This is a genomic window from Paraburkholderia sp. GAS206C, assembly GCF_050435645.1.
In the GTDB taxonomy this organism is placed as follows: Bacteria; Pseudomonadota; Gammaproteobacteria; order Burkholderiales; family Burkholderiaceae; genus Paraburkholderia; species Paraburkholderia phenazinium_B.
On the sequence record NZ_JBNDKR010000005.1, the window covers coordinates 418,666 to 442,528 of the forward strand.

The window sequence follows — 23,863 nt, forward strand, 5'->3', positions numbered from 1 at the left end:
AGGCGTGTGGCGGTCCTGCCAATGCTGGTGGCGGGACCGTCGGGCGGCCCGTCTGGCGTAAGTAGGCACTCACCTCGGAGGCTGCAGCCGCGTGCCTTCGCGACACCCCGTTCCGCCCTTACTGCGCTTTGGCCTTCAACTTCTCCACCACCGAGTCCGAAATCTGCTGTGCGGTATTTTTGATCGTGGATTTCTCGTCCTGGCCGGCCATCACGAACTTCGCGGCAATCACGTACGGATTGAGCTTGATGACGGCGCCGGGTTTATCTTTGCTCGAGCCTTGTTCGGTGCTCTCGTAGAGCGGTGGGAGAGTGGGCGTCGACAGATCGTCGAGCGAAACGGCCACCTGAAAGTCAGTCTGGCCCGCACCGAAACCTACCATCGCGCGACGCAGGCGGTTACCGTCGTCGACGCTCAGAAACACGCCGCGCACCTGCCAGCCCGTAGCCGGCAACGCCGCGCCAAGTGGCATCCGGCGCGCGTCGATCCCGGCTTTGCTCAGATCATCCGTGAGGTTCTCCGCCATTTCGGCGACGATCTCTTTGGCATGGGTTTGCGGATCTTTCGACGAGCGTAGAGGACCGCTCGGCAACGCACTGCCAAAGCGCCGCAGTCGGCTGCCAGGGCCGCTGTCCGGCTTGACGTTGGCGACGTCGAGATCGAAGTCAGCCACATAGACGATTGGGGGCTGAAGCGGCGCGCTGTCAGCGGCGCAACTGGCAACGGTAAGCGTGCCGAGCGACGCCGCCACCACGGCGGGTTGCATCCATCGACGTAGCATGACGCGCCTCCGCGATCGTCGTATTGACGCCGCTATCCTACATGGCCAAGCTTGCCAGGTAAGGTTGGCACGCACTTATTTGCGCAAGGGATAAACCCCTAGGGTCTGCGCCGGGCACCTCACGCAAGATCCTTCATCAACGCCGCCCGCACCTTCGGCTCGATAGCCTCGGTCGGCACCGGATAATTCGGATGATCGCAGCCGATCTGCAGCGCCGCGCCGTCGCGTAGCTTCGCTTTCATCGCGGGCGTCAGCTCGAAACGAACGAAATGCACGGCCGAAGTCTTCTGCTCGTTTTCGCGCTCCAGGTCCTCGTCGGCGATCGCATAGACCGGCGGTTCGCCCACCACCTGCAGGAACACGCGGTCCTCAATCCCAATCAGCCGCGCCAGCGCCGCCTGCCGCTCGATCTCGTTCTCGTATTCGATCTGCATTGTCGCCTTCAGATTGCTGCCGTCCGGCACCAGCGGCAAATAGGCATTCAGTTCGCCCTGAATGCCGTCCTCGTCGAAAATTTTCTCGATATGGAGCATCTCCTGAATCTGATAACGGATCGTGGTTTCGTCTTCGAACAGGAACGTGACGTGGTTGCCGAGCGCGACCGTACGGTCTTTCTTGTGCTCGATCACCTTGGCGCGCATCGCGATACGCGACTTCGAATAGTTTTCGAGCGACAGCAGCGAGTTACGGGCGATGCTCATCTCGGTGTCCTTCCAGTCAGTGAGGGGTTATCAGAGGCCATACGCCTTGCGCAGCAACGTCAGCGGATGCGCAAGCTGTCCTTTCGACAAGCCGCTTTCGTCGAGCCCCTGTTCGATATGATGGCCGGCCAGCTGGCAATCCGATGAAATGTAATCGGGGTGCGGCTGCGCCATCGCCTTGAAAACCGGCGTGCCGATCTGCATCGCCGTGCGGTGGAACTCCTTCTTCACGCCGAACGTGCCGGCATGTCCGGAGCAGCGCTCGACCACGGTGACCTGCGTATCGGGGACCAGCGCCAGCGTCTCGGACGTTTTGCGGCCGATGTTCTGCACCCGCGCATGACACGGCACGTGATACGCCACTTTTCCGAGGGGGTTCTTGAAGTCGGTCTTCAGGAGTCCATCGCGATGACGCGACACGAAATATTCGAACGGATCCCAGAAGGCCTCGCTGACGGCGCGGACATCGGCGTCGTCGGGGAACATCAAGGGCAGTTCGTGCTTGTACATCAGCACGCAGCTCGGAATCGCGCCGATGATCGCGTAGCCCTCGCGAGCGTATTTCGCAAGCACAGGAATGTTCTTGGCCTTTTTATCGGCGACGCCCTGCAGATTGCCCTGTTCGAGCAACGGCATGCCGCAGCACGCTTCGCTCTTCACCAGTTCGTAAGGAATTTCATTGTGCGCGAGCACGGCGAGCAGATCGTGACCGATCCCCGGTTCGTTGAAATTCACGTAACAGGTCGCGTAAATCGCCACTTTACCGGGCGTGCGCTCGCCATCGCGCACGGCAGCGGTGCGAGACCTCTTTGCGGCACTGCGGAATTTGCGCGGAGCGAAATTCGGTAACCAGGCGTTCTTGTCCACGCCAAGCGCGCTCTCCATCATCCCGCGCGCCGCAGCGGTGTGATTGACTGCGTTGATCGTTTGGGTCACCACCGGAATGCCTGCGAGGTGGCCAAGCGCGTCGGTATTCGAGAGAAACTTGTCGCGCAGCTTGACGTCGCCGCTTTTGTAGTCGATCGCCTTGGCGCGCAGCATCAGGTGCGGAAAATCGACGTTCCACGGATGCGGCGGCACGTATGGACACTTCGTCATGTAGCACAGGTCGCACAGATAGCATTGATCGACCACTTTGCCGAACTCGGCTTTATCGACCTCGTGTATTTCGCCGGTGTCGGTGGCGTCGACCAGATCGAACAGCGCTGGAAACGCACCGCACAACGAGACGCAGCGGCGGCACCCCGCGCAGATATCGAAGACGCGCGCCAGTTCCTGGTCAAGCGCGTCCTGATCGTAGAACGCCTCCGAAAGCCAGTCGAGCGGATGCCGGGTGGGCGCCTCGAGGCTGCCTTCTTTGTGGGGCATGGAGTCGAACTCCTTGAATGCGGGTTTGTTTTTGTGTTTCGTAGCCGACGGTGCACCGCACCATGCGGCGCGCCCACAAGAACGAAAGCCTGCGGACCGTGCCGCAGGCTTTCGTTGCCTGTCTAACCGGGGCCGGCGCTCGCGCCGATGCGTGCCGGGCTGTCGTAGCGCGCCGTATCAGTCAACCAGTGCTTCGAGCGCTTTCGAATAACGGTTCGCGTGACTACGCTCGGCCTTTGCGAGCGTTTCAAACCAGTTGGCGATTTCGTCGAAGCCTTCTTCGCGCGCCGACTTCGCCATGCCCGGATACATGTCGGTATATTCGTGCGTTTCACCGGCAATGGCCGCTTGCAAATTTTGCCGCGACGAGCCGAACGGTAGTCCCGTGGCTGGGTCGCCTACCGCTTCGAGATATTCGAGGTGCCCGTGCGCATGACCGGTCTCGCCTTCGGCGGTGGAGCGAAATAGCGCCGCGACATCGTTCTGGCCTTCGACGTCGGCCTTTGCTGCGAAATACAGATAACGACGGTTCGCCTGCGATTCGCCGGCGAATGCTGCCTTCAAGTTCTCCTCGGTCTTCGAACCCTTGAGTTGCGACATCTGAGCCTCCATACAAACCTGTAATGTGGGGTGCGCGACGATGGACGAGCGATCGTCCGGTCACCTCCCGGGCAGACGCGCATGACTGCACCGTGTCTTTAAATCTAGAAGCTGGACAAGACGTTCCCCAATTGTGTTTTTCAATGCCGCCGATAGCCGTTTGCCTTGCATAACGCGAAGTCCGGTCTAGACTGTTAAGGCGATACTTCGCACTCTGTAAACGGAACTGCCATGCGCCTGACCATTCTCATCAACGGTTCCGATCCCACCGTCAGTCACGATTACGCTGTGCTATGGCTCGACACCGATGAGCGCCGGTGGTCGAGAGAAGCGCATCAAGGGATCGATCTGCCCCCTTGGGGCGAACTGCGCGACGCCGACGGCGTCACGACACTCTGCGCGCCCAGCACCGACGCACCGCTTTGCACGCTGCGCGGACTGCACGTGGACCGCAAGCAACGCGTCAGCTCGGCGCAGGGATCGGCCGCGTGGACGTGTGTGCCGGCGCGTGCGCCCACTAATGGTTACTGGCGTCTGCAAGCTGTCGATCGTCAGCCCACGCGCGCGGAACATCGGGTGTTCGATAGCTAGGGCTGAGTTTGGGTTGAGCGGCCGGGTTGTTGTTTCTGTTGCTTCGCGTCACTTCTGATCCCACGCGTCGATGCGTCGGTTTGCTCGCGCGAACCTCACGCACGACGCTATACTTTTGCCCCCTCGTTCGTCCTATACCTCACCCATGAAGAAGTGGTTTGCCTCTCTGTTGTTCGCCGTCGCGGCTCACGCGATTGCTGCACCCTCCTCCTGCACCGACTTCACGCCCAACGCGCAATGGCCCGTACTGGCCAATGCGCGGATGGCGCCGAAGACGCGCATGCTCTGCTACTCCGACTTCGCGGTCTTGCATTCGGGCATCACGCATGGACCGCTTTGGTCTGCAGAACATCTGACTCGTGCGCATATGGATGCCGCGCAGGACATGGTGCGCACAAACAAGTTTTTCGCGGACGCACGTCTGCCGGATGGTGAGGGCGCGACCCTCGACGATTACAGGCACAGTGGCTATGACCGTGGTCACATGAGTCCCGCCGGCAACCGTTGGAATCCGCAGGCAATGGCACAGTCGTTTACGTTGGCGAATGTCGTACCGCAGAATCGCGAGAACAATCAGCGTTTGTGGGCGCGCATCGAAACCTCGGTACGTGGGATCGCCTTCCGCTACGACGACACCTACGTCGTGACCGGCCCGATGTTCAATGGCCAGCAATTGCAAACCATCGGACCCACGAGAGTCTTCGTGCCGACGCAGTTGTTCAAGGTCGTGTATGTGCCGTCGAGGCAGATGGCATTCGCGGTGGTGGTCGACAACATCTCGACGAATCGCTACGACATCAAAACCGTGCACGAACTCGAAACGATGAGCGGGATCCGCTTTCCGGGCATTCCCGAGTCACTGAAGGATCAACGGCCAGGAGGACTCAAAGGTGTTTAACGCATTCGCGAACGACAACGACGTACTCAACATTGAGGGCGACGCGCTGACCGTCAGCAACGGTACGACGCGTGTCACGCTGAGCGGCACGCTCGAGTTGACCAAAGACCAACGCGGTCTGCAGGCTGCGCTTGCCTTGAAGCAGGCGCTGGATCGGGTTGTCGAAACATTGCAGGCCCAAGCTCATTTACCTGAGCAGATCAAGGACGAACCAGACGCAAAACCCGCCGTCACCGACAATCCATTCAATTGACGGATTTCTGGCGAAACCGGCCATGTCAGGCCAAAAGCGCCGACAAGACGATCGACATCGTAACAATTTGTAAAAACCTTAGCCTCCTGCCAGGCGTTGGGTGCGCTAGCACACAGAAATACGCGATTTGCAGACGTACCGTGCACGCACAAAGACTTAGCGCTGCCTGAACCGGGCGCGCCGCACCAAACAAGCCGCAGGGGCAGTCATGAATCGGAAAGATCCGCAGTTCCTCGTGGACGTCGGGCAGGTAGGCAATCCGGGTAGCCGGAAATGCGGCACCGGTGTCCATTCGTTCCAGAAGCGTACGTGTCTCGTACCGGAAAACATTTGCGCTGCAGTCGCGCAATCGTTAGCGCGAGCGCGATCATGAGCGAACCGATTGATTCCCTGCAGATTGGCATGCACCGTCCGTCGGCCAGGGCCGATGGTCTCGACCGGATGCTCCAGACCCTGGCCGCAGCACTGCCCAGTCATGGCGTCAACGTACACGATCCGAGCGCTGAGTCGCCGGTGCTCCCACCGCTGCCCGTTTCAACCGCGCCATCGAACGCTATCGTGCAGACCTTCGCGAACGCGCAGGCGAGCCTAGCCAAACTTTTACGCCGCGCCCCTCCTAAAGGCGCGCTTGAACCGGTGCGTCAACCCGACGTGGTTGCGTTGCACTTTGCGTCACAGGCTGCGCCGACCCTGGGCAAATTCGGCAAGATACCGCGTGTCGTGCATTTTCACGGCTCCTGGGTCGACGAACACAGGACCGAACGCGGGGCCGCCTTGTTAGGGCCGATACGCTACGGCCTCGAGCGCATGGTGTACGGCGGCGCTACTCGCCATATCGTGCTGTCGCAGGAGTCCAGTGACGTCCTGCACAGGCGCTACCAGGTGCCGGAAGAAGCGATTAGCGTGGTGCCAGGATGCGTCGACACCTCGCGCTTTGCGTTACGTTTCACCAAAAGGCAGGCGCGTAAGCGCCTCGGTCTGCCGAACGACCGGCCGATTCTGCTGTGCGCGCGGCCGTTGGTCCCGGGCATCGGCCTCGACGAGCTGGTCGACGCGATTTTTATCGTCAAGAGGAGCGTGCCCGAGGTACTTCTGGTGATGGCCGGCATGGGTCCCGAGCAAAACCGGCTTTACGGGCGCATCATCGCGCGCGGTCTTGAGGAACATGTTCGGCTCGCCGGCTTCGTATCGGATGACGTCTTGCCCGAGTATTACCGCGCGGCAGACCTCACGGTTGTGCCGACCGTCAACATGAGAGACTGCGGGCTGACGGCCATTGAATCGCTGGCGACTGGCACACCGGTTCTGGTGACCTCCGAAGGGGGGGCTGCGAATGCCGTGGCGCCACTATCGGACGATCTGGTGGTGCAGTCCGGAGACCACATGGCGCTTGGCGGCGGTATCGCCGATGCGCTACTCGGCGTACGCCTCACCCCAAGTCACGACGCATGCCGCCGCTACGCGCGCAAGCACTTCGACCACTCGGTTATCGTGCCGCAAATCGCGGGAGTCTACCGCGACGCCATAGAGAAGTTCTGAGCAACACGCCGGTACCGGTCAGCATATCTAATCAAGTGTTGCCACGCTCCGGCGTCATGTTCACGAGCGTGCTTCACATCGTACGCACACTCGCCTCTCACATTTCTTAAGGAAAACTTAAATCTCCAGATGCGTGAGCTTCGACGCTTACGCATTGTCCGTGAGAAGCGATTGTTTCCGTCGTTACGTTTTGTCACCAGAGCAGCGTCAACTCCTGTGATCCGGCCAGCGTTAAACCGGCAGCGCTGAACCTTTTCAGCCGCGACACACGGAGTTAAACCATGAAGATGATTCTTGCTGCCCTCGCTTCCACCCTGCTCGTTTCGACGGTGTTTGCACAAACCGCTGCACCGGCGATGTCAGGCGATCAACAAACTCAAGCGGCTGGCCAGGCAAATCTCAAAGCTGGCGGCGCGGCGTCTAAGGACGCAGCGAAGACCGACATCTCGAAGAAGCAAGACAGCGCTTCCACCGAAAAGACCGAAGCAAAGCTTCACGCCAAAAAGACCGCGCCCACTCACACGCAAAAGACCAAGGCGCATCAGGTCAGCAAGAAGAAGCACGCCTCGGTTGCCAATGCCGAAAAAACAAAGGCCGCAGGGGATAGCAGCAAGGAGGCCAGCACTGCGCCGGTGAAGGCAGACGGCGCAAAGACCGACGCTACCAAAACCAACTAGGGTGATCGGTCGCCGACATAATCCGGCCGCCGGGGTCTTATAGTCGAAGCCGAATATGCCGTTGGGGAGGCGAGTCTACGGACTCGCCTTTTTTGCTTTTACTTACGGCGAGCTCACGTGATCAAGCCTATGAACGCCGATTCGCGTCCGGGTCAGCCAGCGCCGCGAGTATCTTGACGTCGACGATTTCTATTTCAGCATACCGCAGTTGCAGTGCACCCTGTGCTTCGAACTGCTTAAGAATCTGGTTGATGGTTTGGCGGGACAACGCCAGCATCATCGCGAGATCTTCTTGCGGCACCTTCAGCACGCGCCGCAAAACACCCGGTTCGCCGTAGCCACCCGCCATCAGCAGCAAGCGACGCGCGATGCGCTGCGCCGCCGGCAACAGCGCCGCCTCTTCAATTGCGTCGAACGCGAGGCGCAGCTTTTGCGTCAACAGCAGACCGAAGCAATGCCAGTACTGCGGCGCACGTTCGAGCAGCCCAGCCAGTTCCGCACGCGGCAAATGAAACAGCACGGACTCGCGCTCGGCGTATGCATCATGCGTGCGTTCGCGGCCGTCGAACAACGCGATCTCGCCAAACCAGTTAACCGGTTCGATCACCGCAAGCAGTGCTTCTTTACCGGCAAAGCTCGCTGCGCTGATACGCATGAGGCCATCCAGCACGCAGTAGAGGCCGTCGTCAGGATCCCCGCGTCTGAAGAGCCGCTCGCCTGTCTGCAGACGCTCAACGCGACCTAGCTGAACCAGTTGTGTGCGCAACGCTTCGGGCGCGGCACGGAACCACGCGCTACGTTCAAGCGTCGCAAGCGGATCATTCAGGGGCGAAGGCGAACTCATAGGCTGGCACCATGCTGGACTGGAGTGCGGAGATTGTCGGCTACCCGAAGGTTTCAGAACCGCTTGAGCGCGATTATGATGGCTTTGATCCAGGAACGGCACCCATGAGAACGCTGACCCAACAACTGACCCAGTACGCCGCTTACCACCGCGACCGGCGCAATATCGCCACGCATTTCATCGGCATTCCGATGATCGTGCTGGCGCTCGCAGTGTTGTCGAGCCGCCCCGCGTGGGTGTTTGCCGCGCTGCCATTGCAGCTCTCGCCCGCGTGGGTGATGCTGGTAGGGGGCACGCTCTACTACCTCGTGCTCGATGTGCCGCTGGGCGTGATGATGGCGATCTTCTCGGCACTCTGCCTCATCTGTGGTCAATGGCTCGCCGCGCAATCCACGCTCACCTGGTTGGCCAGCGGTATAGGACTATTCGTCGTCGGCTGGGTGTTTCAGTTCGTCGGTCACATGGCGTATGAGCATCGTAAGCCGGCCTTCGTCGACGATGTCATCGGCCTGCTGATCGGTCCGCTGTTCGTGCTAGCTGAAGCGCTGTTTGAATTCGGCTGGCGTCCTGCGCTACGCGAAGCAATCGAAGCCGAAGTGGGCCCGACCCGCATCAACCCGGACCGCGCCGCCGCGCATCATTGACGCTGACACCTAACCGCGATGCCAGTTTCGTCGCGATGCCAATCTTCCCGCCTCGCGGGCATTCATCGGACGGAATGCCCGGCGGCGTCGTGCGAACTGCGCTGGCACGCACCGCAACTCCGCTCATCACGCCGATACGCAAGCTTCATTTCAATTTGATGATTCCCGTGCCACGAGCCGGCCTCCTGGACGCCAGACGCGTTGCCAGCAAAACCAGGCGCCTCCGCGCATAATTAGTTCGTGCGCGATGGCCTGCGATGGACTAGAACATAACTTCACGCGTAGGCCGATCCACCATTGCGCCAATGACACGGCGCGCCGCCGCGTAACAGCGTGCAAGCGCGCTTCTTGCTTGATCACCCCGGCTAGCCCGGCTAAATCGCCGTCCATGCGGACCCACGGTCCGCTCCTTCCTGACGCGTGCGACGCCTCCCGTGTCGCGCCCGTGAACACTCTACCCAGACAGATAATCGTCAGAAGAACGTGAAAACTGGAGCAAGCATGACTCAGCCAGCCCTATCGCATGAAGTCTCGCCCGAGTTCGCCAATGAAGTCCGCGCCGGCCTCACACACGCGCCGCAAAAGGAGTTGCCGTCCAAGTACCTGTACGACGAAGTCGGCTCCGCGCTGTTCGAAGTGATCACCGTACTGCCCGAATATGGCGTGACGCGCGCCGAAGAACGACTGCTCGCAAAGCACGCAGCGGAGATCGTCGAGCAGCTTCCGCACGACGTCACCGTCGCCGAACTGGGCAGCGGCAGCGGCCGCAAAACACGCCGAATTCTGGAAGCGCTGTGTAAAAAGCGCCCCACTTCGTACTTCCCGATTGAAATTTCGCGCGCCGCGTTGCAATTATGTCGGCGCGAACTGGGCGACATCGAACGCATTTCGATCGTCGGTTACGAGCGCGATTATCTGGCGGGCCTTGCAGAAGTGAGCAAGAAGCGCGCTTCGGGCGAACGGCTGCTTGTGCTGTTTCTCGGCAGCACGATCGGCAATTTCAGCCGCCTTGCGGCAACACGCTTTCTGCGTTCGATCCGCAGCATGCTGGCCCCCGGCGACGCGTTGCTGCTCGGCACCGATCTCGAGAAGCCGATCCCCGTGCTGGTCGCGGCCTACGACGATCCGATTGGCGTCACTGCATCGTTTAACCTGAACCTGCTCGCGCGGATCAACCGCGAACTGGGCGGCGACTTCCCGCTCGATGCGTTCGAGCACGTGGCGCGTTTCAATCCCGACGCGCGCAGCATCGAAATGCATCTGCGCGCACGGCGCGCCGTCACTGCGCATGTGCGGGCCGCGCAACTGACGGTGACGCTGGAAGAAGGCGAGACCATCTGGACCGAAAGCAGCCACAAGTACCGCGCTGAGGAAGTCCACGCGATCGCCGACGATGCCGGTTTCGCGTGCAGTCATCAGTGGGTCGAGCGGGAGTGGGGATTTGCCGAGAGCCTGCTGGTCGCACGGTAAGAGACGGGTGGCCTGGTAACCACCCTTAATCGCGACCGCTCAGCCTAGTGCTGTTCGAATCGCTCGTAGCGCTTTTCCGTTGACCGCTCTTCGCCGGCCACTTCGCTCACGCGGGCGGCCGGCGGCCCATGGCGCAGCCACGAGAGCATCCGGTCGACCTGATTGGCCGTTCCCTGCAAGATGGCTTCGACCGAGCCATCGTCGAGATTCGCCACCCATCCTTTGATACCGAGCGCGTGCGCCTGGCGTACCGTCGCGTGGCGAAAACCCACGCCCTGCACGACGCCGCGCACCCGCACGTAATACGTTTCGATCCGCGAATCCAGATCCGGGCCTGTCATGCCGTCCTCTCAAAGCAAACTTTCAAGCGGGCATTCTAGTCGTCTCGTGGCGAGATTGCTTGCACGGCATCACCCGTAAGAAGTCAGCGCAATGCGACACGCTCTGCACGCGCCACGTACAATCCGACGACCGCCACGCAGGGAATTGAAAAAGAATGATGGATCAGAATCGCGATCTCGTACTCGTCACCGGCGCTTCCGGCTTTGTCGGCTCGGCGGTGGCGCGCATTGCGCAACAGAAAGGTTTCAGGGTGCGCGTGCTGGTGCGCGCCACCAGTCCGCGCCGCAATGTCGAAGCGCTCGATGCCGAAATCGTCGTGGGCGACATGCGCGACGAAGCGTCGATGCGCGCCGCGCTGCACGGCGTGCGCTATCTGCTACATGTCGCGGCTGACTACCGTTTGTGGGCGCCGGACCCGGGCGAGATCGAACGCTCGAATCTGGAAGGCACCGAGGCGACCATGCGTGCGGCGCTGAAGGAAGGCGTCGAGCGCATCGTCTACACCAGCAGCGTGGCGACGCTGAAGGTCACGAGCTCCGGCCAGTCGGCCGACGAGACTTCACCGCTCAAGGCCGAGCAGGCGATCGGTGTGTACAAGCGCAGCAAGGTGCTGGCGGAGCGCGCGGTCGAGCGGATGATTGCCGAAGACGGCCTGCCCGCAGTGATCGTCAATCCTTCGACGCCCATCGGCCCGCGCGACGTGAAGCCCACGCCGACCGGGCGCATCATCGTCGAGGCGGCGCTCGGCAAGATTCCGGCTTTCGTGGACACCGGCTTGAACCTCGTGCACGTCGACGACGTCGCGGCCGGCCACTTTCTCGCGCTCGAACGCGGCAAGATTGGCGAGCGCTATATCCTCGGCGGCGAGAACCTGCCGCTGCAGGCGATGCTCGCCGATATCGCCGCGCTCACTGGACGCAAAGCCCCAACCATCAGCCTGCCGCGCTGGCCGCTCTATCCGCTGGCGATGGGCGCCGAAGCGGTGGCGAAAATCACGAAGCGAGAACCGTTTGTGACCGTCGACGGTCTGAAGATGTCGAAGAACAAGATGTACTTCACGTCCGCGAAGGCGGAACGCGAACTCGGTTATCGCGCACGACCTTACCGCGAGGGTCTGGCCGATGCGCTCGAGTGGTTCAGGCAGGCGGGGTATCTGAAGGCGTGAGGCCGGACCCGCACGCACTTTGTTACAACGTCGCGCGACCCGCGGCGGGTTAAAGCCCGCGCGCAACAGGTAAAATCGCGGGTCTTACCAGAGAATCCTCGCATGAACCTTCACGAACAGCTCGGCGCGCTTGAAGTGGGCGTCGCTCAGCTCATTCAGGCTGTCGTGGCCCCGCAGGCCCAGAACATCCCCGAGACACCCGCAGCAAACGCAGCGTCCCAGGCGCCCGCGCCTCAGGCTGAGCAAGTCGCGCCAACAGCGGCTTCGGCAAGCGAAGACGCGTCAGCTCAAGAGGCAGCTGCTGAAGAGAAGCCCACTCTTTCAATTGGCCGTCCCGCTCAGAACGTCATCACGATGACGATCGCCGGCAAGACCGTCTCGCTGCATCCCGAGCAGGTGGGTCAGCTGATCGAGGAGCTGGCGAATGCACGCGCTTCGATGACGCCCGAGCCGCCGATGGGCGTGCCAGCCGGCTGGCGCTTCGCATCGACCCGCAACCCGGTCATGGCGGTACAGAAACAGTCGAACGGTGACCGCCTGCTGATCGTGCGGCACACCGGCCACGGCTGGGTGCCGTTCACGTTCTCGCCGGCTAACGTCATTCAGATGTACGCGCTGCTTACGCAACGGTAAGGTGACAGCGGCGTGAGGCGTTTGCCTTGATGCGGCGTGGCGGTGAGCCAACAGGTACCGCCGCGCAGCATCCAGTCCGCTGCTGCGCTCACCGGTCCTGTTGCACCGGCGCCTGCACACGCGCCTTCCACTGACCGCCCTTTCCGCGCCAATAGCGCACGGCCGACGCAAACGTCGCGCCGACATAGAACAGCGCCACCAGCGGCAGGAACGGAGCCCACAGCGGCGAGCGGCCGTAGTAGCGCAGCATCGGCGCATACGCGCAGCACATCGCCGCCCAGGCGAGCCAGGCGGGCCAGTCCAACGGCCCGAGCAAGAGTGCCGCTATGGGCGGGATCAGGTAGATGATCGTCATGCCCGCCAGCGTGCCTGCCAGCAACCATCCCGAGTAGCGCAACTGCGTGAACGCCGTGCGCGCAATCATGTTCCAGATCTCGCCCGAGTTGTCGTAGGGACGCAGCGAGACGCTGCGCGCCGCCACATCCAGCCGGATCGGATGACGCCCCTCACCGCGATGCTTGATACGCGCGGCAAGGCTGCAATCGTCGATCAGTTCGCCGCGGATCGACTCGATACCGCCCGCTTCTTCCAGCGCCGTACGCCGCACCAGCATGCAGCCGCCGGCCGCCGCCGCGGTCTTGTTGCGCGGGTTGTTGACCCACGAGAACGGATACAGCTTGGCGAAGAAAAACACGAAGGCCGGGATTAGCGCCTTCTCCCACAGCGAATCGCAACGCAGCCGCACCATCAGCGAGACCAGGTCGCGCTTCTCCGCATCGGCTCGCGCAACGAGTTGCGTGACGGCGTCGGTGGGGTGGCCGATGTCGGCGTCGGTCAGCAGGAGGAAGTCGGCCGGCAGACCCAGCGTGCGCACCGCCTCGATACCCTGCGACTGTGCCCATACCTTGCCGGACCAACCCGGCGGCAGCGGTTTTGCGGTCAGCACCGTGAGACGGTCGGAGCATTGCAACTGGAGTGCGGCCGCGCGGGCGGCGTCGGCGGTGCCGTCGGTGCTGTGGTCGTCGACTACGATCACATGGAAAGGACCGGGGTATTCCTGGGCGAGCAGCGTACCGACCGCCTGCGCGATCACATCGGCTTCATTGCGCGCCGGTACCACGGCGGCTACCGCCGGCCATGCGTCGCGCGGCGCGGTCGCGAGCGGAGCAGCGGGACGCGCGCGCCAGAAGCCGCCGCGGAAAAACAGCAGCACACACCAGATCAGCAGCGAAAGACACGACAGAACGAACAGAACCACCTGCATTACGCGTTGCCCTCAATCGAAGTGGCGCGCACGCTGACGCGCCGGGACAGCCACATCGCGAGCGCGCGCGCCGTGACAACAGACCAGTCGAAGCTATCGAGCGCTGGCCGATGGCGGAACACATCGTAGCCCGCCCGCTCGATGCGCTCCAGAATGCGCAAGCCACCATGGACGATGCCGCAAAGAACGATTCCTGCGCGCCCCGGGATACGCAGCGCGAGCGGCGCACCTCGGACCAGCATTGCGCGGGCGTAGGCCACTTCATAAGCCATCAACGCGCGCCACCTATCGTCGACCACGCCGCCGCCGATTTGCGACTCGCTGACATTGAACCGCGCGAGGTCGCTTTGCGGCAGGTAGACGCGGCTATTCTTGAAGTCGATCGCGACGTTCTGCCAGAAATTGATCAGATGGAGCGCCGTGCAGATCGTGTCGGAGTCGGCCAGATTCGCCGGGCTCGCAGCGCCGAACAGATGCAGCATCAGATGCCCCACCGGGTGCGCGGAGCGGCGGCAATAGTCGAGCAGAGCCGACCGGTCAGCGAAGCGGGTGGTGTCAATCTCCTGGTCGAGCGCGGCCACGAGATCGTAGAACGGTGCGAGCGGCAGTTTATACTGTGCAACCACGCCAGCGAGCTTGCCGAACAGCAGCGGATGAACCGGCGCCATCCGGCCGCTTGCCACGGCGTCGAGACCGGCCCGGAAGTCGGCGAGGCGCGTGTGACGCTCGGCGGCGCTCCAGTCGCCTTCCTCGGCGATGTCAGCGGCCGTACGGGCCACCTGATAGATCACGCCGACCGGGGTCCGCAACCTCTTCGGCAGCAATGCGCCGGCGATCGGTAAGTTTTCGTAGTGGTCGGCTTCCACGCAACGAGCCTCGAATCCATTCGGTAATGCGGTTGTAAGCATGCACCGCAGGGCCACATAGTTTAAGGGTTCCGCACTGGGACTGCAGCGCGCAAATCTTGCGGCACGGCGCTTACAGCCCACTCGACCCGGCCCTGGCCAGAGCAAAGCAAGCCCGATAGCGTTAGAATGCGCGTTTGGTTTTCGTCTACCGGCTTAACGCTGGTTTAAGACATCAATTAATATCATGGTCGCGGCGACAAAGTCGTTTTTACCGACTTCATCGAAACCAGCGTCAGTCGGAGTTCGGCAGCCTATGCGAGTCATCCTTGCTCAACCCCGTGGCTTTTGTGCGGGGGTGGTCCGGGCGATCGAAATCGTCGATCGCGCGTTGCAGCAACACGGCGCACCGGTCTATGTGCGTCACGAAATCGTCCATAATCGGCACGTGGTCGACAACCTGCGTCAGAAAGGGGCGCGGTTCGTCGAAGAGCTCGATGAGGTGCCGGAAGGCGCCGTGGCGATTTTCAGCGCGCACGGCGTGGCTCAGACCGTCGAGCGCGCCGCGGAGCAACGCGGCCTCGACGTGCTCGACGCCACTTGTCCGCTCGTCACCAAGGTGCACGTGCAGGGGCGTCAATACGTGGGCGCCGGCCGCACGCTGATCCTGATCGGCCACGCGGGCCATCCGGAAGTCGAAGGTACGATTGGCCAGATCCCCGGCAAGGTATTGCTGGTGCAGAGCGAGGCCGAGGTCGCGCACCTGGATCTGCCGCAGGACGCGCCGCTTGCGTATGTGACGCAGACGACGTTGTCGGTAGACGACACGCGCGGCATCATCGACGCGTTGCAGCGGCGCTTCACGAACATTGTGGGTCCGGATACACGGGACATCTGCTACGCGACGCAAAACCGCCAGGCGGCGGTGCGCGAGTTGAGCACGCAGGTTGATGTATTGCTGGTGGTGGGCGCAACGAACAGTTCGAACTCGAACCGGCTGCGCGAGATTGGCAGCGAGACGGGCGTACCGAGCTATCTGGTGGCGGACGGTTCGGAAGTGAAGCCGGAGTGGTTTGCGAATGTGCAGACGGTCGGCATCACAGCGGGCGCTTCGGCGCCTGAGGAAATGGTTGAAAACGTAATCGATGCGCTACGCGCATTGGGGCCTGTCGACGTTACGACGATGGCTGGCCGAGAAGAGAAAGTTGAATTCAAGTTGCCGTCGAAGCTGACGCAACCACTCGCCGCACGCGAAGTTTAAGGAGGACACCTTGTCTATTCCGTTGCTCCAGAAAGTCCGGGTTGGCGCATACATCATGCGTCAGCATTTGTCGCGCAATAAGCGCTATCCGCTGGCGCTGATGCTCGAGCCGCTGTTCCGCTGCAACCTTGCCTGCAATGGCTGCGGCAAGATCGACTATCCGGATCCTATTCTGAACCAGCGTCTGTCGCTCGAAGAGTGTCTGGGCGCGGTGGACGAGTGTGGCGCACCGGTCGTTTCCATCGCAGGCGGCGAGCCGCTCCTGCACAAGGAAATGCCGCAGATCGTGAAGGGCATCATCGCGCGCAAGAAATTCGTGTATCTCTGCACGAATGCGCTGCTGATGGAAAAGAAGATGGACGACTACCAGCCGAACCCGTACTTCGTGTGGTCGGTGCATCTGGACGGCGACGAGCAGGCGCACGATCACTCGGTGTCGCAAGAGGGTGTGTACGTCAAGGCAGTGGCCGCGATCAAGGAAGCGAAGCGCCGCGGTTTCCGTGTGAACATCAACTGCACGTTGTTCAACGACGCTGTGCCGGAGCGTGTCGCCAAGTTCTTCGATACGGTCAAGGAAATGGGCGTGGACGGCATCACCGTCTCGCCGGGCTACGCGTATGAACGCGCGCCGGACCAACAGCACTTCCTGAACCGCGACAAGACGAAGCATCTGTTCCGCGAGATTTTCAAGCGCGGCAACAACGGCAAGAACTGGTCGTTTAGCCAGTCGGCGATGTTCCTCGATTTCCTGGCCGGTAATCAGACGTATCAGTGCACGCCGTGGGGTAATCCGGCGCGTACGGTGTTTGGCTGGCAGAAGCCGTGCTATCTGGTCGGCGAAGGGTATGTGAAGACCTTCAAGGAACTGATGGAGACGACGGAGTGGGAGAAGTACGGTACGGGTAACTACGAGAAGTGTGCTGACTGCATGGTGCACTGTGGGTTTGAGGCTACCGCCGTCATGGATACGGTTACCCATCCGCTGAAGGCTCTTGGGGTTTCGCTGCGCGGGCCTAAGACTTCAGGCGCGTTTGCCAAGGATCTTCCTCTGGATAAGCAAAGGCCTGCTGAGTTTGTTTTCTCGCGGCATGTCGAGATCAAGCTTGAGGAGATTGGGCGCGCTGGTAAGGGGAAGAAGGTCCAGACTGCTACGGCTCATTAAAGCTGCCCGCTTTGGGGCCCTTCGCGGGGCTTGGTTTTACTGTTTTCCGCTTAGTTGTTGCTTGAAGCGCATCGGGTTTTTGACGGTGCGCTTTTTGCTTTTTTTGTCGCTCTTTGCGGGGCTTTTTTTGCCTGCGGCGCCTTGGTTTTTTGGTTTTACTGGGGTGTTGGCCTTTCCTTGCTGTCTTATCGGTCTATTAGCGATGCCCCTGTGCGGGGCGGCACTTACTTTCTTTGCCGCCGCAAAGAAAGTAAGCAAAGAAAGCGGGCTTCCAACCGCTAGCCTTTAGGTGTCCACCACTCAAGCTAACCCGGAGCGGTCCGCGCACGCACCGTGCCCTCGCACCACCACACTTAGTGACAAAGCACTCATCCACCCCACTCCGCACTACGTGCGTCGCGGATGGGTTTGCAAAGGAAGGCGGGGGTCGCTGGAACGCAAAGAACGCCGCACATTCCGCCGCTCCCGGACGCGAGGTGAAGGAACTTCTCAGCCCACCAAACAAGTCCACCCAACATAGTCAGCATCCCTACAGAGCATGAGAAGGGCGTTATGCCCAACGGCGGGGCGCGTAGCGCGACGCTGGAACGGATGACTGCCTTGTCACTAACGGGGGTGGCGTGGGGGCACATTGCGTGCGCGGACCACTTCGGCTTCATGCCAGTGGTGGACACCTACAGGCTGGCGGTTGCAAGCCCGCTTTCTTTGCTTACTTTCTTTGCGGCGGCAAAGAAAGTAAGTGCCGCCCCGCACAGGGGCGAAGCTAATAGACCGATAACAAAGCAAGGAAAGGCCAACACCCCAGTAAAACCAAAAAACCAAGGCGCCGCAGGCAAAAAAACCAAAGCCCTATCCCGCACTCCGAGCATTATGCTCAGTCAAAAATTTAATAAGCCCGTCAACCCCACCCTTAGCGAGTTGATCTGCAAACTGCGTCTGATAAACCTGAATCAGCCATGCCCCCATCATATCGATGTCGTAAACCTTCCAACCGGAATCGGTCTTCTCCATCCGATACCCAACCGAATCATCCCCGCCATTGCTCAACACGTGCGACTGCACAACAGCATCCTTGCCGCCAGCGCCAACATTCGCAGGAGCGAACTTAAACGTCACATCCTGATCCCTTAACTGCGCCAACGAAGCAGCATAAGTCCGCACCAGCAACGTCTGAAACTGCTCGTATAACTGCTTCTGCTGCTCCGGCGATGCCGTCGTCCACGCCTTGCCCACAGCAATCCGCGTCGTACGCTGAAAGTCCGTTGCAGGCACGAAATGTGTTACCACCACCTGGGTGATTTTGCCCATGTCGCCGCCGCGCGCCTGCGGGTCGGCCTTCATCGCGCTGACCGTGCCTTCAACAGCATTCTTTACCACTGCGTCAGGCGCGGTTTGCGCAAAAGCCGCGGTGGAAACCACCGCCGCTGCCAGAAAAGCAGACAGATAACGTTTCATAAGCTCATCAGGACAGTAAATATGACCACTGGATGACCCACTGGGCCACGCTGAAAGCCAGTATACCGATTTTGGTGCTTCGTCCGTGCCCCACAACCTGAGCCAATTGGCCCTACGTCGGTATACTTATGCCCTTATGCCAAAAACGCCATCTGTGACAGGGCCCCACTCGCCTACATGCTGAAGTCATCTATCGTCCGCCTCGTCGCCTGGTCGGTCAGCCGCCCGCTGCGCGTCATCCTCATATCGCTCATCCTCGCGGTCCTGAGTAGCTATTACGTCGTCCATCACTTCAAGATCAACACCGACATCAGCCGCCTCGTCGAAACCAACAAGGCCTGGTCGTCCCTCGACGACGCCATGGATAACGCCTTCCCCCAACGCGGCCAAACCGTGCTGGTCGTCGTCGAAGCGCGTGCCCCCGAATTCGCCGATGCCGCTGCGAACGCTCTCACCGACGCGCTGAAAAAGCAGCCCAAGGAATTCGTCGCCGTCACGCAACCGGCCGGCGGTTCGTTCTTCGAGCACAACGGCTTGCTGTTTCTGTCGCTCGACCAGGTCCAGTCCACCACAGGACAACTCGTTCAGTCGCGTCCCCTCGTCAATGCGCTCGCCAAAGATCCCAGTCTGACCGGTCTTGCAGGGGTCCTCACCACCAGCCTGCTGCTGCCGCTTCAGCTCGGCCAGGTCAAGCTCAGCGATATGAGCCATCTGCTCTCGCAAAGCACCACCGTGCTCGACCGTGTGCTCGCCGGCCAGCCCGCCGCCTTCTCGTGGCGCGCGCTGGTCGACAAGGACATCAGCACGAACCCGGCGCGCGCCTTCATCACCGTGCAGCCGGTGGTCAACTACGGTGCGCTCGAACCCGGCGCCCGCGCCTCCGCCGCCATCCGCGCCACGGCCGCGTCGCTCGATCTCAACGCCCACTATGGTGCGTCGATCCGTCTGACCGGCGAACAACCGCTCTCCGACGAAGAATTGGCTTCAGTGCAAGATGGCGCCGCGCTCAACGGCATCATCACTTTCGTCGTGGTACTCGTGATCCTGTGGCTCGCGTTGCGCTCCGGCCGGATGATCGTCGCCGTGCTCATCACGCTGTTCGTCGGTCTTGCTATCACCGCCGCGCTCGGCCTGATGATGGTCGGCGCGCTCAACATGATTTCCGTTGCGTTCATGGTGTTGTTCGTCGGGCTCGGGATCGACTTCGGGGTCCAGTTCGGCGTGAAGTACCGCGAGGAGCGCCATCGCGATGACCGGTTGGCCGCCGCCCTCGTCAATACCGCGCATACCATCGGCGTACCGTTGACGCTCGCCGCGGTCGCCGTGGCCGAAGCGTTCTTCTCGTTCCTGCCCACCGCCTACCGCGGCGTGGCGGAGCTAGGGCAGATCGCCGGCGTCGGCATGTTCGTCGCGTATGGGACCAACATGACGCTGTTTCCGGCACTCCTGAAGATTTTCAATCCACCTGGTGAAGTCGCTTCGCCAGGTTTCAAGCAACTGGCACCCGTCGACGATTTCCTCGACCGTCACCGCAAACCCGTCCTGATCGGCACCCTCGTGGTTGTCGTCGGTGCGATGCCGTTGCTGACTCATCTGCGCTTCGACTTCAACCCGCTGCATCTGAAAGACCCGCATACGGAATCGATGGCGACACTGCTCTCGCTGAAGGATTCGCCCGAGGCCGCTGTCAACAACGTGCACGTGCTGACGCCATCGCTCGCGGACGCGGACAAGATCGCGGCGCATCTCAGGACACTGCCGGAGGTGGGCCTCGTCACGACACTGAGCACCTTCATTCCGACCGACCAGTCCCAAAAGCTTCTGCTCATCAATAGCGCTGCGCAGCAGCTGTTGCCCGCCTTGACGCAAACGCCCGCGCCGCCGTCGAGCGATGCGTTGCGCGTTGCCGCCTTGAAGCGAGCGGCCAACCAGCTGTCGCTTGCCGCGGAGGACCATCCCGGTCCGGGTGCGGCCGAGGCGCAGCATCTATCGACGACGCTGCAAAAGCTTGCCGCCGCAGATGCCGCCACGCGCGACCGCGCAGAAACTGCGATGTCCGGCACGCTGAAGATCGCGCTGCAGCAACTCGCCGAGTTGCTGCAACCGAGCGAAATCACGCGTGCCACCTTGCCGCCCGAAATCTCGCGCGACTGGGTCGCGGCCGACGGCCGCGCGCTGGTCGACATCGCTCCCAAGGTCGCGCCGGGCGCAGACCCAGGCGACGATGCGATGCTGCGACGCTTCGCCCATGCGGTGAAGACGACGGAGCCGGACGCGATCGGCGGGACCATCTCGATCCTGCATTCCGCAGACGTAATCATCAAGGCGTTCCTGGAAGCCGCCGCGTGGGCGCTGGTGACTATCACCATCCTGCTATGGCTCGCGTTGCGGCGACTCAGCGACGTGCTGCGCACGCTGATTCCGCTGCTGGTGTCGGCACTGGTCACGCTTGAATTGTGCGTTGTGTTCGGCATGCCACTCAATTTCGCCAACATCATCGCGTTGCCGCTTATGCTCGGCGTAGGCGTCGCGTTCAAGATCTACTTCGTCATGGCGTGGCGCAACGGACAAACGGGTCTGCTGCAGTCGAGTCTCACGCACGCCGTGATGTTCAGCGCGGCCACTACCGCAACGGCGTTCGGGAGCCTCTGGTTGTCGCATCATCCGGGCACGTCGAGCATGGGGCGGTTGCTCGCACTATCGCTGTTGTGCACACTGATCGGCGCAGTGGTGTTTCAGCCCGTCCTGATGGGTAAGCCGCGCGCGCGTCGCGCATCGAAAGAAAAGCAAGGAATCACCAAATGAAGATGCGAACCACCGCCCTGACCCTGCTCGTTGCAGGTGCGCTTGCAGGGTGCGCGACGGGTCCCGACCGCAAGCCGGGCGACCCGCTGGAACCGATGAACCGGCAGATTTTCAAGTTCAACGATGCGCTCGACCGGACCATCGCGCAGCCCGTTGCGAAGGGCTATCAGAAGGTCACGCCGCAACCGGTCCGTCAGGCGATCAGCAACTTCTTTTCCAATCTCGGCGACCTGGGCAATGCCGCCAACAACCTTCTGCAGTTGAAAATCACGGACGCGACCGAAGACGTCATGCGCTTCGTGATGAACTCGACGTTCGGGGTCGGCGGTCTGCTCGACTTTGCCACGCCGGCTGGCTTGCCGAAGCATCATGAGGACTTTGGACTGACGCTTGGCCGCTGGGGCGTGCCTGCGGGCCCGTATCTGGTGCTGCCGTTGTTCGGGCCGAGCTCAGTGCGTGACAGCACGGGCTATATCGTCGACTTCCGCTTTAACGTGATCCACTATCTGAAGCCGGCCGTGCGCAATCCGATGTATATCGCGCAGTTCATTAGCGCGCGTGCCGATCTGCTCGGTGCGTCGGACCTGCTGCAGGCTGCCGCGCTCGATAAATATTCGTTCGTTCGCGACGCGTATACGCAGCAACGCCAGTCGCTGTTGCGCGGTTCGAGTTCGACGCCCGCTCCGCTGCCGAACTATGGTGATCCGGGCTCGGACGGTGCGGGCGCGGCGCCGGCAACAGGAGCATCTGGGACGGCGCCGGCTGGTCTGCCGGACTACACCGACCCGGGTGATTCGTCGGCGCCGGCTGCTCCAGCTAATGGTGCTTCGGGCACGGAACCCGCCGGCTTGCCGAACTACACGGATCCAGGTGATTCATCGGCGCCGGCCGCGCCTGCCAATGGCGCATCGGGTGCAGCGCCCGCAGGGGCACCGAATTACACTGACCCAGGTGATTCGTCGGCACCGGCCGCACCCGCCAATGGCGCATCGGCTCCCGTCGGCGCAAGCTCGGCGAAGGCCGCCACGGCTCCGGCGGCATCTGGCGCGGCAGCCGCAGCAGCAGCTTCCGGTGCCGCCGCGCCGGTTCCGCTGAGGCAATAACTAGTCGCATTCGCCTGGGCAAGGCAAGTGGTTTGTCGCCGTCCTTTCGCCAGCGCTAAACGGAACAGCCCGACCGGCTATCAACGCCGGTCGGGCTGTTTCATTTTTCGCTTCTGGTGACGAGCGTAAGAATACGCCCCAGCCTGACTTCAATGCATCGTATCGGCTTCGACGCCGGCTGCCGCATCCTCGACGCTCGCCGCCGGCTGGGCCGCCGGAGCCAAACTCGAGCGATAGCGCTCAAACGCCTCATCTGCGAAGCGAATCTGCGTGCGGCCATGCGGAGCCGGCTCGCCGTTTTCGCCGAGATTCACAAACACGATCTTTTCGATCGTCAGGATGCTCTTGCGGGTGATCTTGTTGCGGACTTCAGCGCGCAGCGTGATCGAAGTCCGGCCAAAATGCGTCGCGGTAATGCCCAGTTCGATGATGTCGCCCTGGCGCGCCGAGCTGACAAAGTTGATCTCCGACATGAGCTTGGTCACCACGCGCTGGTTGTCCAGCTGGCAAATGACGTAAATGGCCGCTTCTTCGTCGATCCAGCGCAGCAGGCTGCCACCAAACAGCGTGCCGTTCGGATTCAGATCTTCGGGCTTGACCCATTTTCTGGTGTGGAAATTCATTTGGTATCCCCTTCGTGAGGTGATGCGGGCCGGCATCGCAGCCGGAACCTAGGGTTAATACCTAGATTATACTAAAATTAAGGGTTTTCCCTTATGCCGCGCAGCAGAGGGTACAGACATCTAGCCCCGTTTCACACACCCGGCTGCAACGCTCCGGCCGCACCTAGCGCCTGCCGCGCCTGAACCAGCGCCGTGCGGGCCGCACGGGCGTCGGTCGCCACCCTTAAAAGGGCCCCGAGTTGGGAAGGTTGCTTCAGCAGTTCGCGCAGGATTGGCCCAATCGCCGTGCTACCGTCGTCGCGTAAGCCGGCCGTGGCGGCCGAAGGCAACGTGCGCCGCGCCGGATCGACAATCGCCCTGCAGACTGCGAACGGCAGGCCCTGAGCCGCGGCGATGGCGCCCGCGATATGCGATTCCATATCTACAGCGAGCGCGCCGCTGGAGCGATGCAAGGCGGCTTTATCGTCGGCGCCCGTGAGCGGCGCCGTCACGCCAGCCATCAGGCCACGGCGCAGGGTCGCACCAAGCGGCGTAGCCGCCAGCGCGGCAGCCAGATGCCCGGACCAACGCGGATCGGTGGGGAAACGCCCGTGCGGACCATCTACGGCATCCGCCACGATCAGCGCGCCCGGTTCCAGATCCGGCGCGAGTCCGCCCGCCGTACCGAAGCTGATGATGCCCGAGCAACCGCGCGCGAGCGCGGCGCGCAGCGCCCGTTCGAGCAGATCGGCCCGCGCCGCGTACACCACCTCGACGCCCTCGCCACGCACAATGCGCGCCTCGAAAGCCATGCCCGTGACCGCGATCACGGGCAGCCTGCTTCCGCCTGCCTTGGATGA

General features: G+C 61.8%; 25 protein-coding genes. 13 read left to right on the plus strand and 12 right to left on the minus strand.

What is annotated here, in order from left to right:
- Positions 1 to 118: 118 nt before the first annotated feature.
- From P3T20_RS16680 to P3T20_RS16695, 4 genes are all read right to left on the minus strand, one after another.
- Complete coding sequence (locus tag P3T20_RS16680) at positions 119 to 781, minus strand: DUF4410 domain-containing protein (RefSeq protein ID WP_429287397.1); 663 nt, start codon at positions 779 to 781, stop codon at positions 119 to 121.
- A gap of 119 nt (positions 782 to 900) precedes the next feature.
- Positions 901 to 1,482 carry a DUF3501 family protein gene (locus P3T20_RS16685; protein WP_429287398.1) on the minus strand — a complete coding sequence of 194 codons (582 nt, stop codon included), beginning with the start codon at positions 1,480 to 1,482 and terminating at the stop codon, positions 901 to 903.
- A 30-nt stretch (positions 1,483 to 1,512) separates the two neighbouring features.
- Positions 1,513 to 2,850 carry a heterodisulfide reductase-related iron-sulfur binding cluster gene (locus P3T20_RS16690; protein ID WP_429287399.1) on the minus strand — a complete coding sequence of 446 codons (1,338 nt, stop codon included), beginning with the start codon at positions 2,848 to 2,850 and terminating at the stop codon, positions 1,513 to 1,515.
- A 177-nt stretch (positions 2,851 to 3,027) separates the two neighbouring features.
- Complete coding sequence (locus tag P3T20_RS16695; protein WP_074266943.1) at positions 3,028 to 3,450, minus strand: rubrerythrin family protein; 423 nt, start codon at positions 3,448 to 3,450, stop codon at positions 3,028 to 3,030.
- A gap of 231 nt (positions 3,451 to 3,681) precedes the next feature.
- On the opposite strand from P3T20_RS16695, the gene P3T20_RS16700 reads away from it, so the two are divergent.
- The 5 genes from P3T20_RS16700 to P3T20_RS16720 all read left to right on the plus strand — a co-directional run bounded on the left by P3T20_RS16700 (position 3,682) and on the right by P3T20_RS16720 (position 7,408).
- Positions 3,682 to 4,041 (plus strand): DUF3564 domain-containing protein, encoded by a 360-nt coding sequence (locus P3T20_RS16700; protein ID WP_074266942.1) that lies wholly within the window; start codon positions 3,682 to 3,684, stop codon positions 4,039 to 4,041.
- A 145-nt stretch (positions 4,042 to 4,186) separates the two neighbouring features.
- Positions 4,187 to 4,939 carry a DNA/RNA non-specific endonuclease gene (locus tag P3T20_RS16705; protein ID WP_074266941.1) on the plus strand — a complete coding sequence of 251 codons (753 nt, stop codon included), beginning with the start codon at positions 4,187 to 4,189 and terminating at the stop codon, positions 4,937 to 4,939.
- Positions 4,932 to 5,192, plus strand: a complete 261-nt coding sequence (locus P3T20_RS16710) for a hypothetical protein (RefSeq protein ID WP_429287400.1) — start codon at positions 4,932 to 4,934, stop codon at positions 5,190 to 5,192. Before P3T20_RS16705 ends, P3T20_RS16710 begins: the two co-directional genes overlap by 8 nt.
- A gap of 369 nt (positions 5,193 to 5,561) precedes the next feature.
- Positions 5,562 to 6,731, plus strand: coding sequence for a glycosyltransferase family 4 protein (locus P3T20_RS16715; protein WP_429287401.1), 1,170 nt, complete (start codon positions 5,562 to 5,564; stop codon positions 6,729 to 6,731).
- A gap of 281 nt (positions 6,732 to 7,012) precedes the next feature.
- Positions 7,013 to 7,408, plus strand: a complete 396-nt coding sequence (locus P3T20_RS16720) for a hypothetical protein (protein WP_429287402.1) — start codon at positions 7,013 to 7,015, stop codon at positions 7,406 to 7,408.
- A 127-nt stretch (positions 7,409 to 7,535) separates the two neighbouring features.
- Here P3T20_RS16720 and P3T20_RS16725 read toward each other — a convergent pair whose 3' ends face one another.
- On the minus strand, positions 7,536 to 8,252 hold the full coding sequence (locus P3T20_RS16725) for a Crp/Fnr family transcriptional regulator (protein WP_429287403.1): 717 nt from the start codon (positions 8,250 to 8,252) through the stop codon (positions 7,536 to 7,538).
- Between the two features lie 104 nt (positions 8,253 to 8,356).
- Between P3T20_RS16725 and P3T20_RS16730 the strand changes: the two genes are divergently transcribed.
- Together P3T20_RS16730 and egtD are read left to right on the plus strand one after the other, a co-directional pair.
- Positions 8,357 to 8,896 carry a DUF962 domain-containing protein gene (locus P3T20_RS16730; protein ID WP_429287404.1) on the plus strand — a complete coding sequence of 180 codons (540 nt, stop codon included), beginning with the start codon at positions 8,357 to 8,359 and terminating at the stop codon, positions 8,894 to 8,896.
- A 501-nt stretch (positions 8,897 to 9,397) separates the two neighbouring features.
- Complete coding sequence (gene egtD, locus P3T20_RS16735; RefSeq protein WP_074266935.1) at positions 9,398 to 10,366, plus strand: L-histidine N(alpha)-methyltransferase; 969 nt, start codon at positions 9,398 to 9,400, stop codon at positions 10,364 to 10,366.
- Between the two features lie 44 nt (positions 10,367 to 10,410).
- On the opposite strand, the gene P3T20_RS16740 is transcribed toward egtD, so the two are convergent.
- Entirely contained in the window at positions 10,411 to 10,707 is a 297-nt protein-coding gene (locus P3T20_RS16740; RefSeq protein ID WP_429287405.1) for an acylphosphatase, read from the minus strand.
- Positions 10,708 to 10,862: 155 nt separating this feature from the next.
- Here P3T20_RS16740 and hpnA point away from each other — a divergent pair, with 155 nt between their 5' ends.
- Positions 10,863 to 11,873: a hopanoid-associated sugar epimerase gene (gene hpnA / locus P3T20_RS16745; protein ID WP_429287406.1), complete on the plus strand. Its 1,011-nt coding sequence runs from the start codon at positions 10,863 to 10,865 to the stop codon at positions 11,871 to 11,873.
- Positions 11,874 to 11,975: 102 nt separating this feature from the next.
- Positions 11,976 to 12,506 carry a hypothetical protein gene (locus P3T20_RS16750; RefSeq protein WP_074266932.1) on the plus strand — a complete coding sequence of 177 codons (531 nt, stop codon included), beginning with the start codon at positions 11,976 to 11,978 and terminating at the stop codon, positions 12,504 to 12,506.
- Positions 12,507 to 12,594: 88 nt separating this feature from the next.
- Here the strand turns inward: P3T20_RS16750 and P3T20_RS16755 are convergent, their stop codons facing one another.
- Together P3T20_RS16755 and hpnC are read right to left on the minus strand one after the other, a co-directional pair.
- Positions 12,595 to 13,770, minus strand: coding sequence for a glycosyltransferase (locus tag P3T20_RS16755; protein WP_429287407.1), 1,176 nt, complete (start codon positions 13,768 to 13,770; stop codon positions 12,595 to 12,597).
- A complete protein-coding gene (gene hpnC / locus P3T20_RS16760) occupies positions 13,770 to 14,636 on the minus strand; it encodes a squalene synthase HpnC (protein ID WP_429287408.1) in 867 nt (288 codons plus the stop codon). Before hpnC ends, P3T20_RS16755 begins: the two co-directional genes overlap by 1 nt.
- Positions 14,637 to 14,931: 295 nt before the next feature.
- Between hpnC and ispH the strand changes: the two genes are divergently transcribed.
- Positions 14,932 to 15,876: a 4-hydroxy-3-methylbut-2-enyl diphosphate reductase gene (gene ispH / locus P3T20_RS16765; RefSeq protein ID WP_074266929.1), complete on the plus strand. Its 945-nt coding sequence runs from the start codon at positions 14,932 to 14,934 to the stop codon at positions 15,874 to 15,876.
- 10 nt (positions 15,877 to 15,886) lie between these two features.
- Positions 15,887 to 17,038: an adenosyl-hopene transferase HpnH gene (gene hpnH / locus P3T20_RS16770; protein WP_429287409.1), complete on the plus strand. Its 1,152-nt coding sequence runs from the start codon at positions 15,887 to 15,889 to the stop codon at positions 17,036 to 17,038.
- A 36-nt stretch (positions 17,039 to 17,074) separates the two neighbouring features.
- On the opposite strand, the gene P3T20_RS16775 is transcribed toward hpnH, so the two are convergent.
- Entirely contained in the window at positions 17,075 to 17,296 is a 222-nt protein-coding gene (locus P3T20_RS16775; protein WP_074266927.1) for a hypothetical protein, read from the minus strand.
- Between the two features lie 591 nt (positions 17,297 to 17,887).
- The gene (locus P3T20_RS16780) at positions 17,888 to 18,493 is read right to left on the minus strand and encodes an MlaC/ttg2D family ABC transporter substrate-binding protein (RefSeq protein WP_074266926.1); all 606 of its coding nucleotides are present in this window, start codon (positions 18,491 to 18,493) and stop codon (positions 17,888 to 17,890) included.
- A 177-nt stretch (positions 18,494 to 18,670) separates the two neighbouring features.
- On the opposite strand from P3T20_RS16780, the gene P3T20_RS16785 reads away from it, so the two are divergent.
- Both P3T20_RS16785 and P3T20_RS16790 read left to right on the plus strand, forming a co-directional pair.
- Positions 18,671 to 21,298: an MMPL family transporter gene (locus P3T20_RS16785; RefSeq protein WP_429287410.1), complete on the plus strand. Its 2,628-nt coding sequence runs from the start codon at positions 18,671 to 18,673 to the stop codon at positions 21,296 to 21,298.
- Positions 21,295 to 22,401, plus strand: coding sequence for an MlaA family lipoprotein (locus tag P3T20_RS16790; RefSeq protein ID WP_429287411.1), 1,107 nt, complete (start codon positions 21,295 to 21,297; stop codon positions 22,399 to 22,401). The genes P3T20_RS16785 and P3T20_RS16790 overlap by 4 nt, the downstream gene beginning before the upstream one ends.
- 149 nt (positions 22,402 to 22,550) lie before the next feature.
- On the opposite strand, the gene P3T20_RS16795 is transcribed toward P3T20_RS16790, so the two are convergent.
- Both P3T20_RS16795 and P3T20_RS16800 read right to left on the minus strand, forming a co-directional pair.
- Positions 22,551 to 23,024, minus strand: a complete 474-nt coding sequence (locus P3T20_RS16795; protein ID WP_429287412.1) for an acyl-CoA thioesterase — start codon at positions 23,022 to 23,024, stop codon at positions 22,551 to 22,553.
- Positions 23,025 to 23,155: 131 nt separating this feature from the next.
- Positions 23,156 to 23,815 carry a phosphorylase gene (locus P3T20_RS16800; protein ID WP_429287460.1) on the minus strand — a complete coding sequence of 220 codons (660 nt, stop codon included), beginning with the start codon at positions 23,813 to 23,815 and terminating at the stop codon, positions 23,156 to 23,158.
- Positions 23,816 to 23,863: the final 48 nt, after the last annotated feature.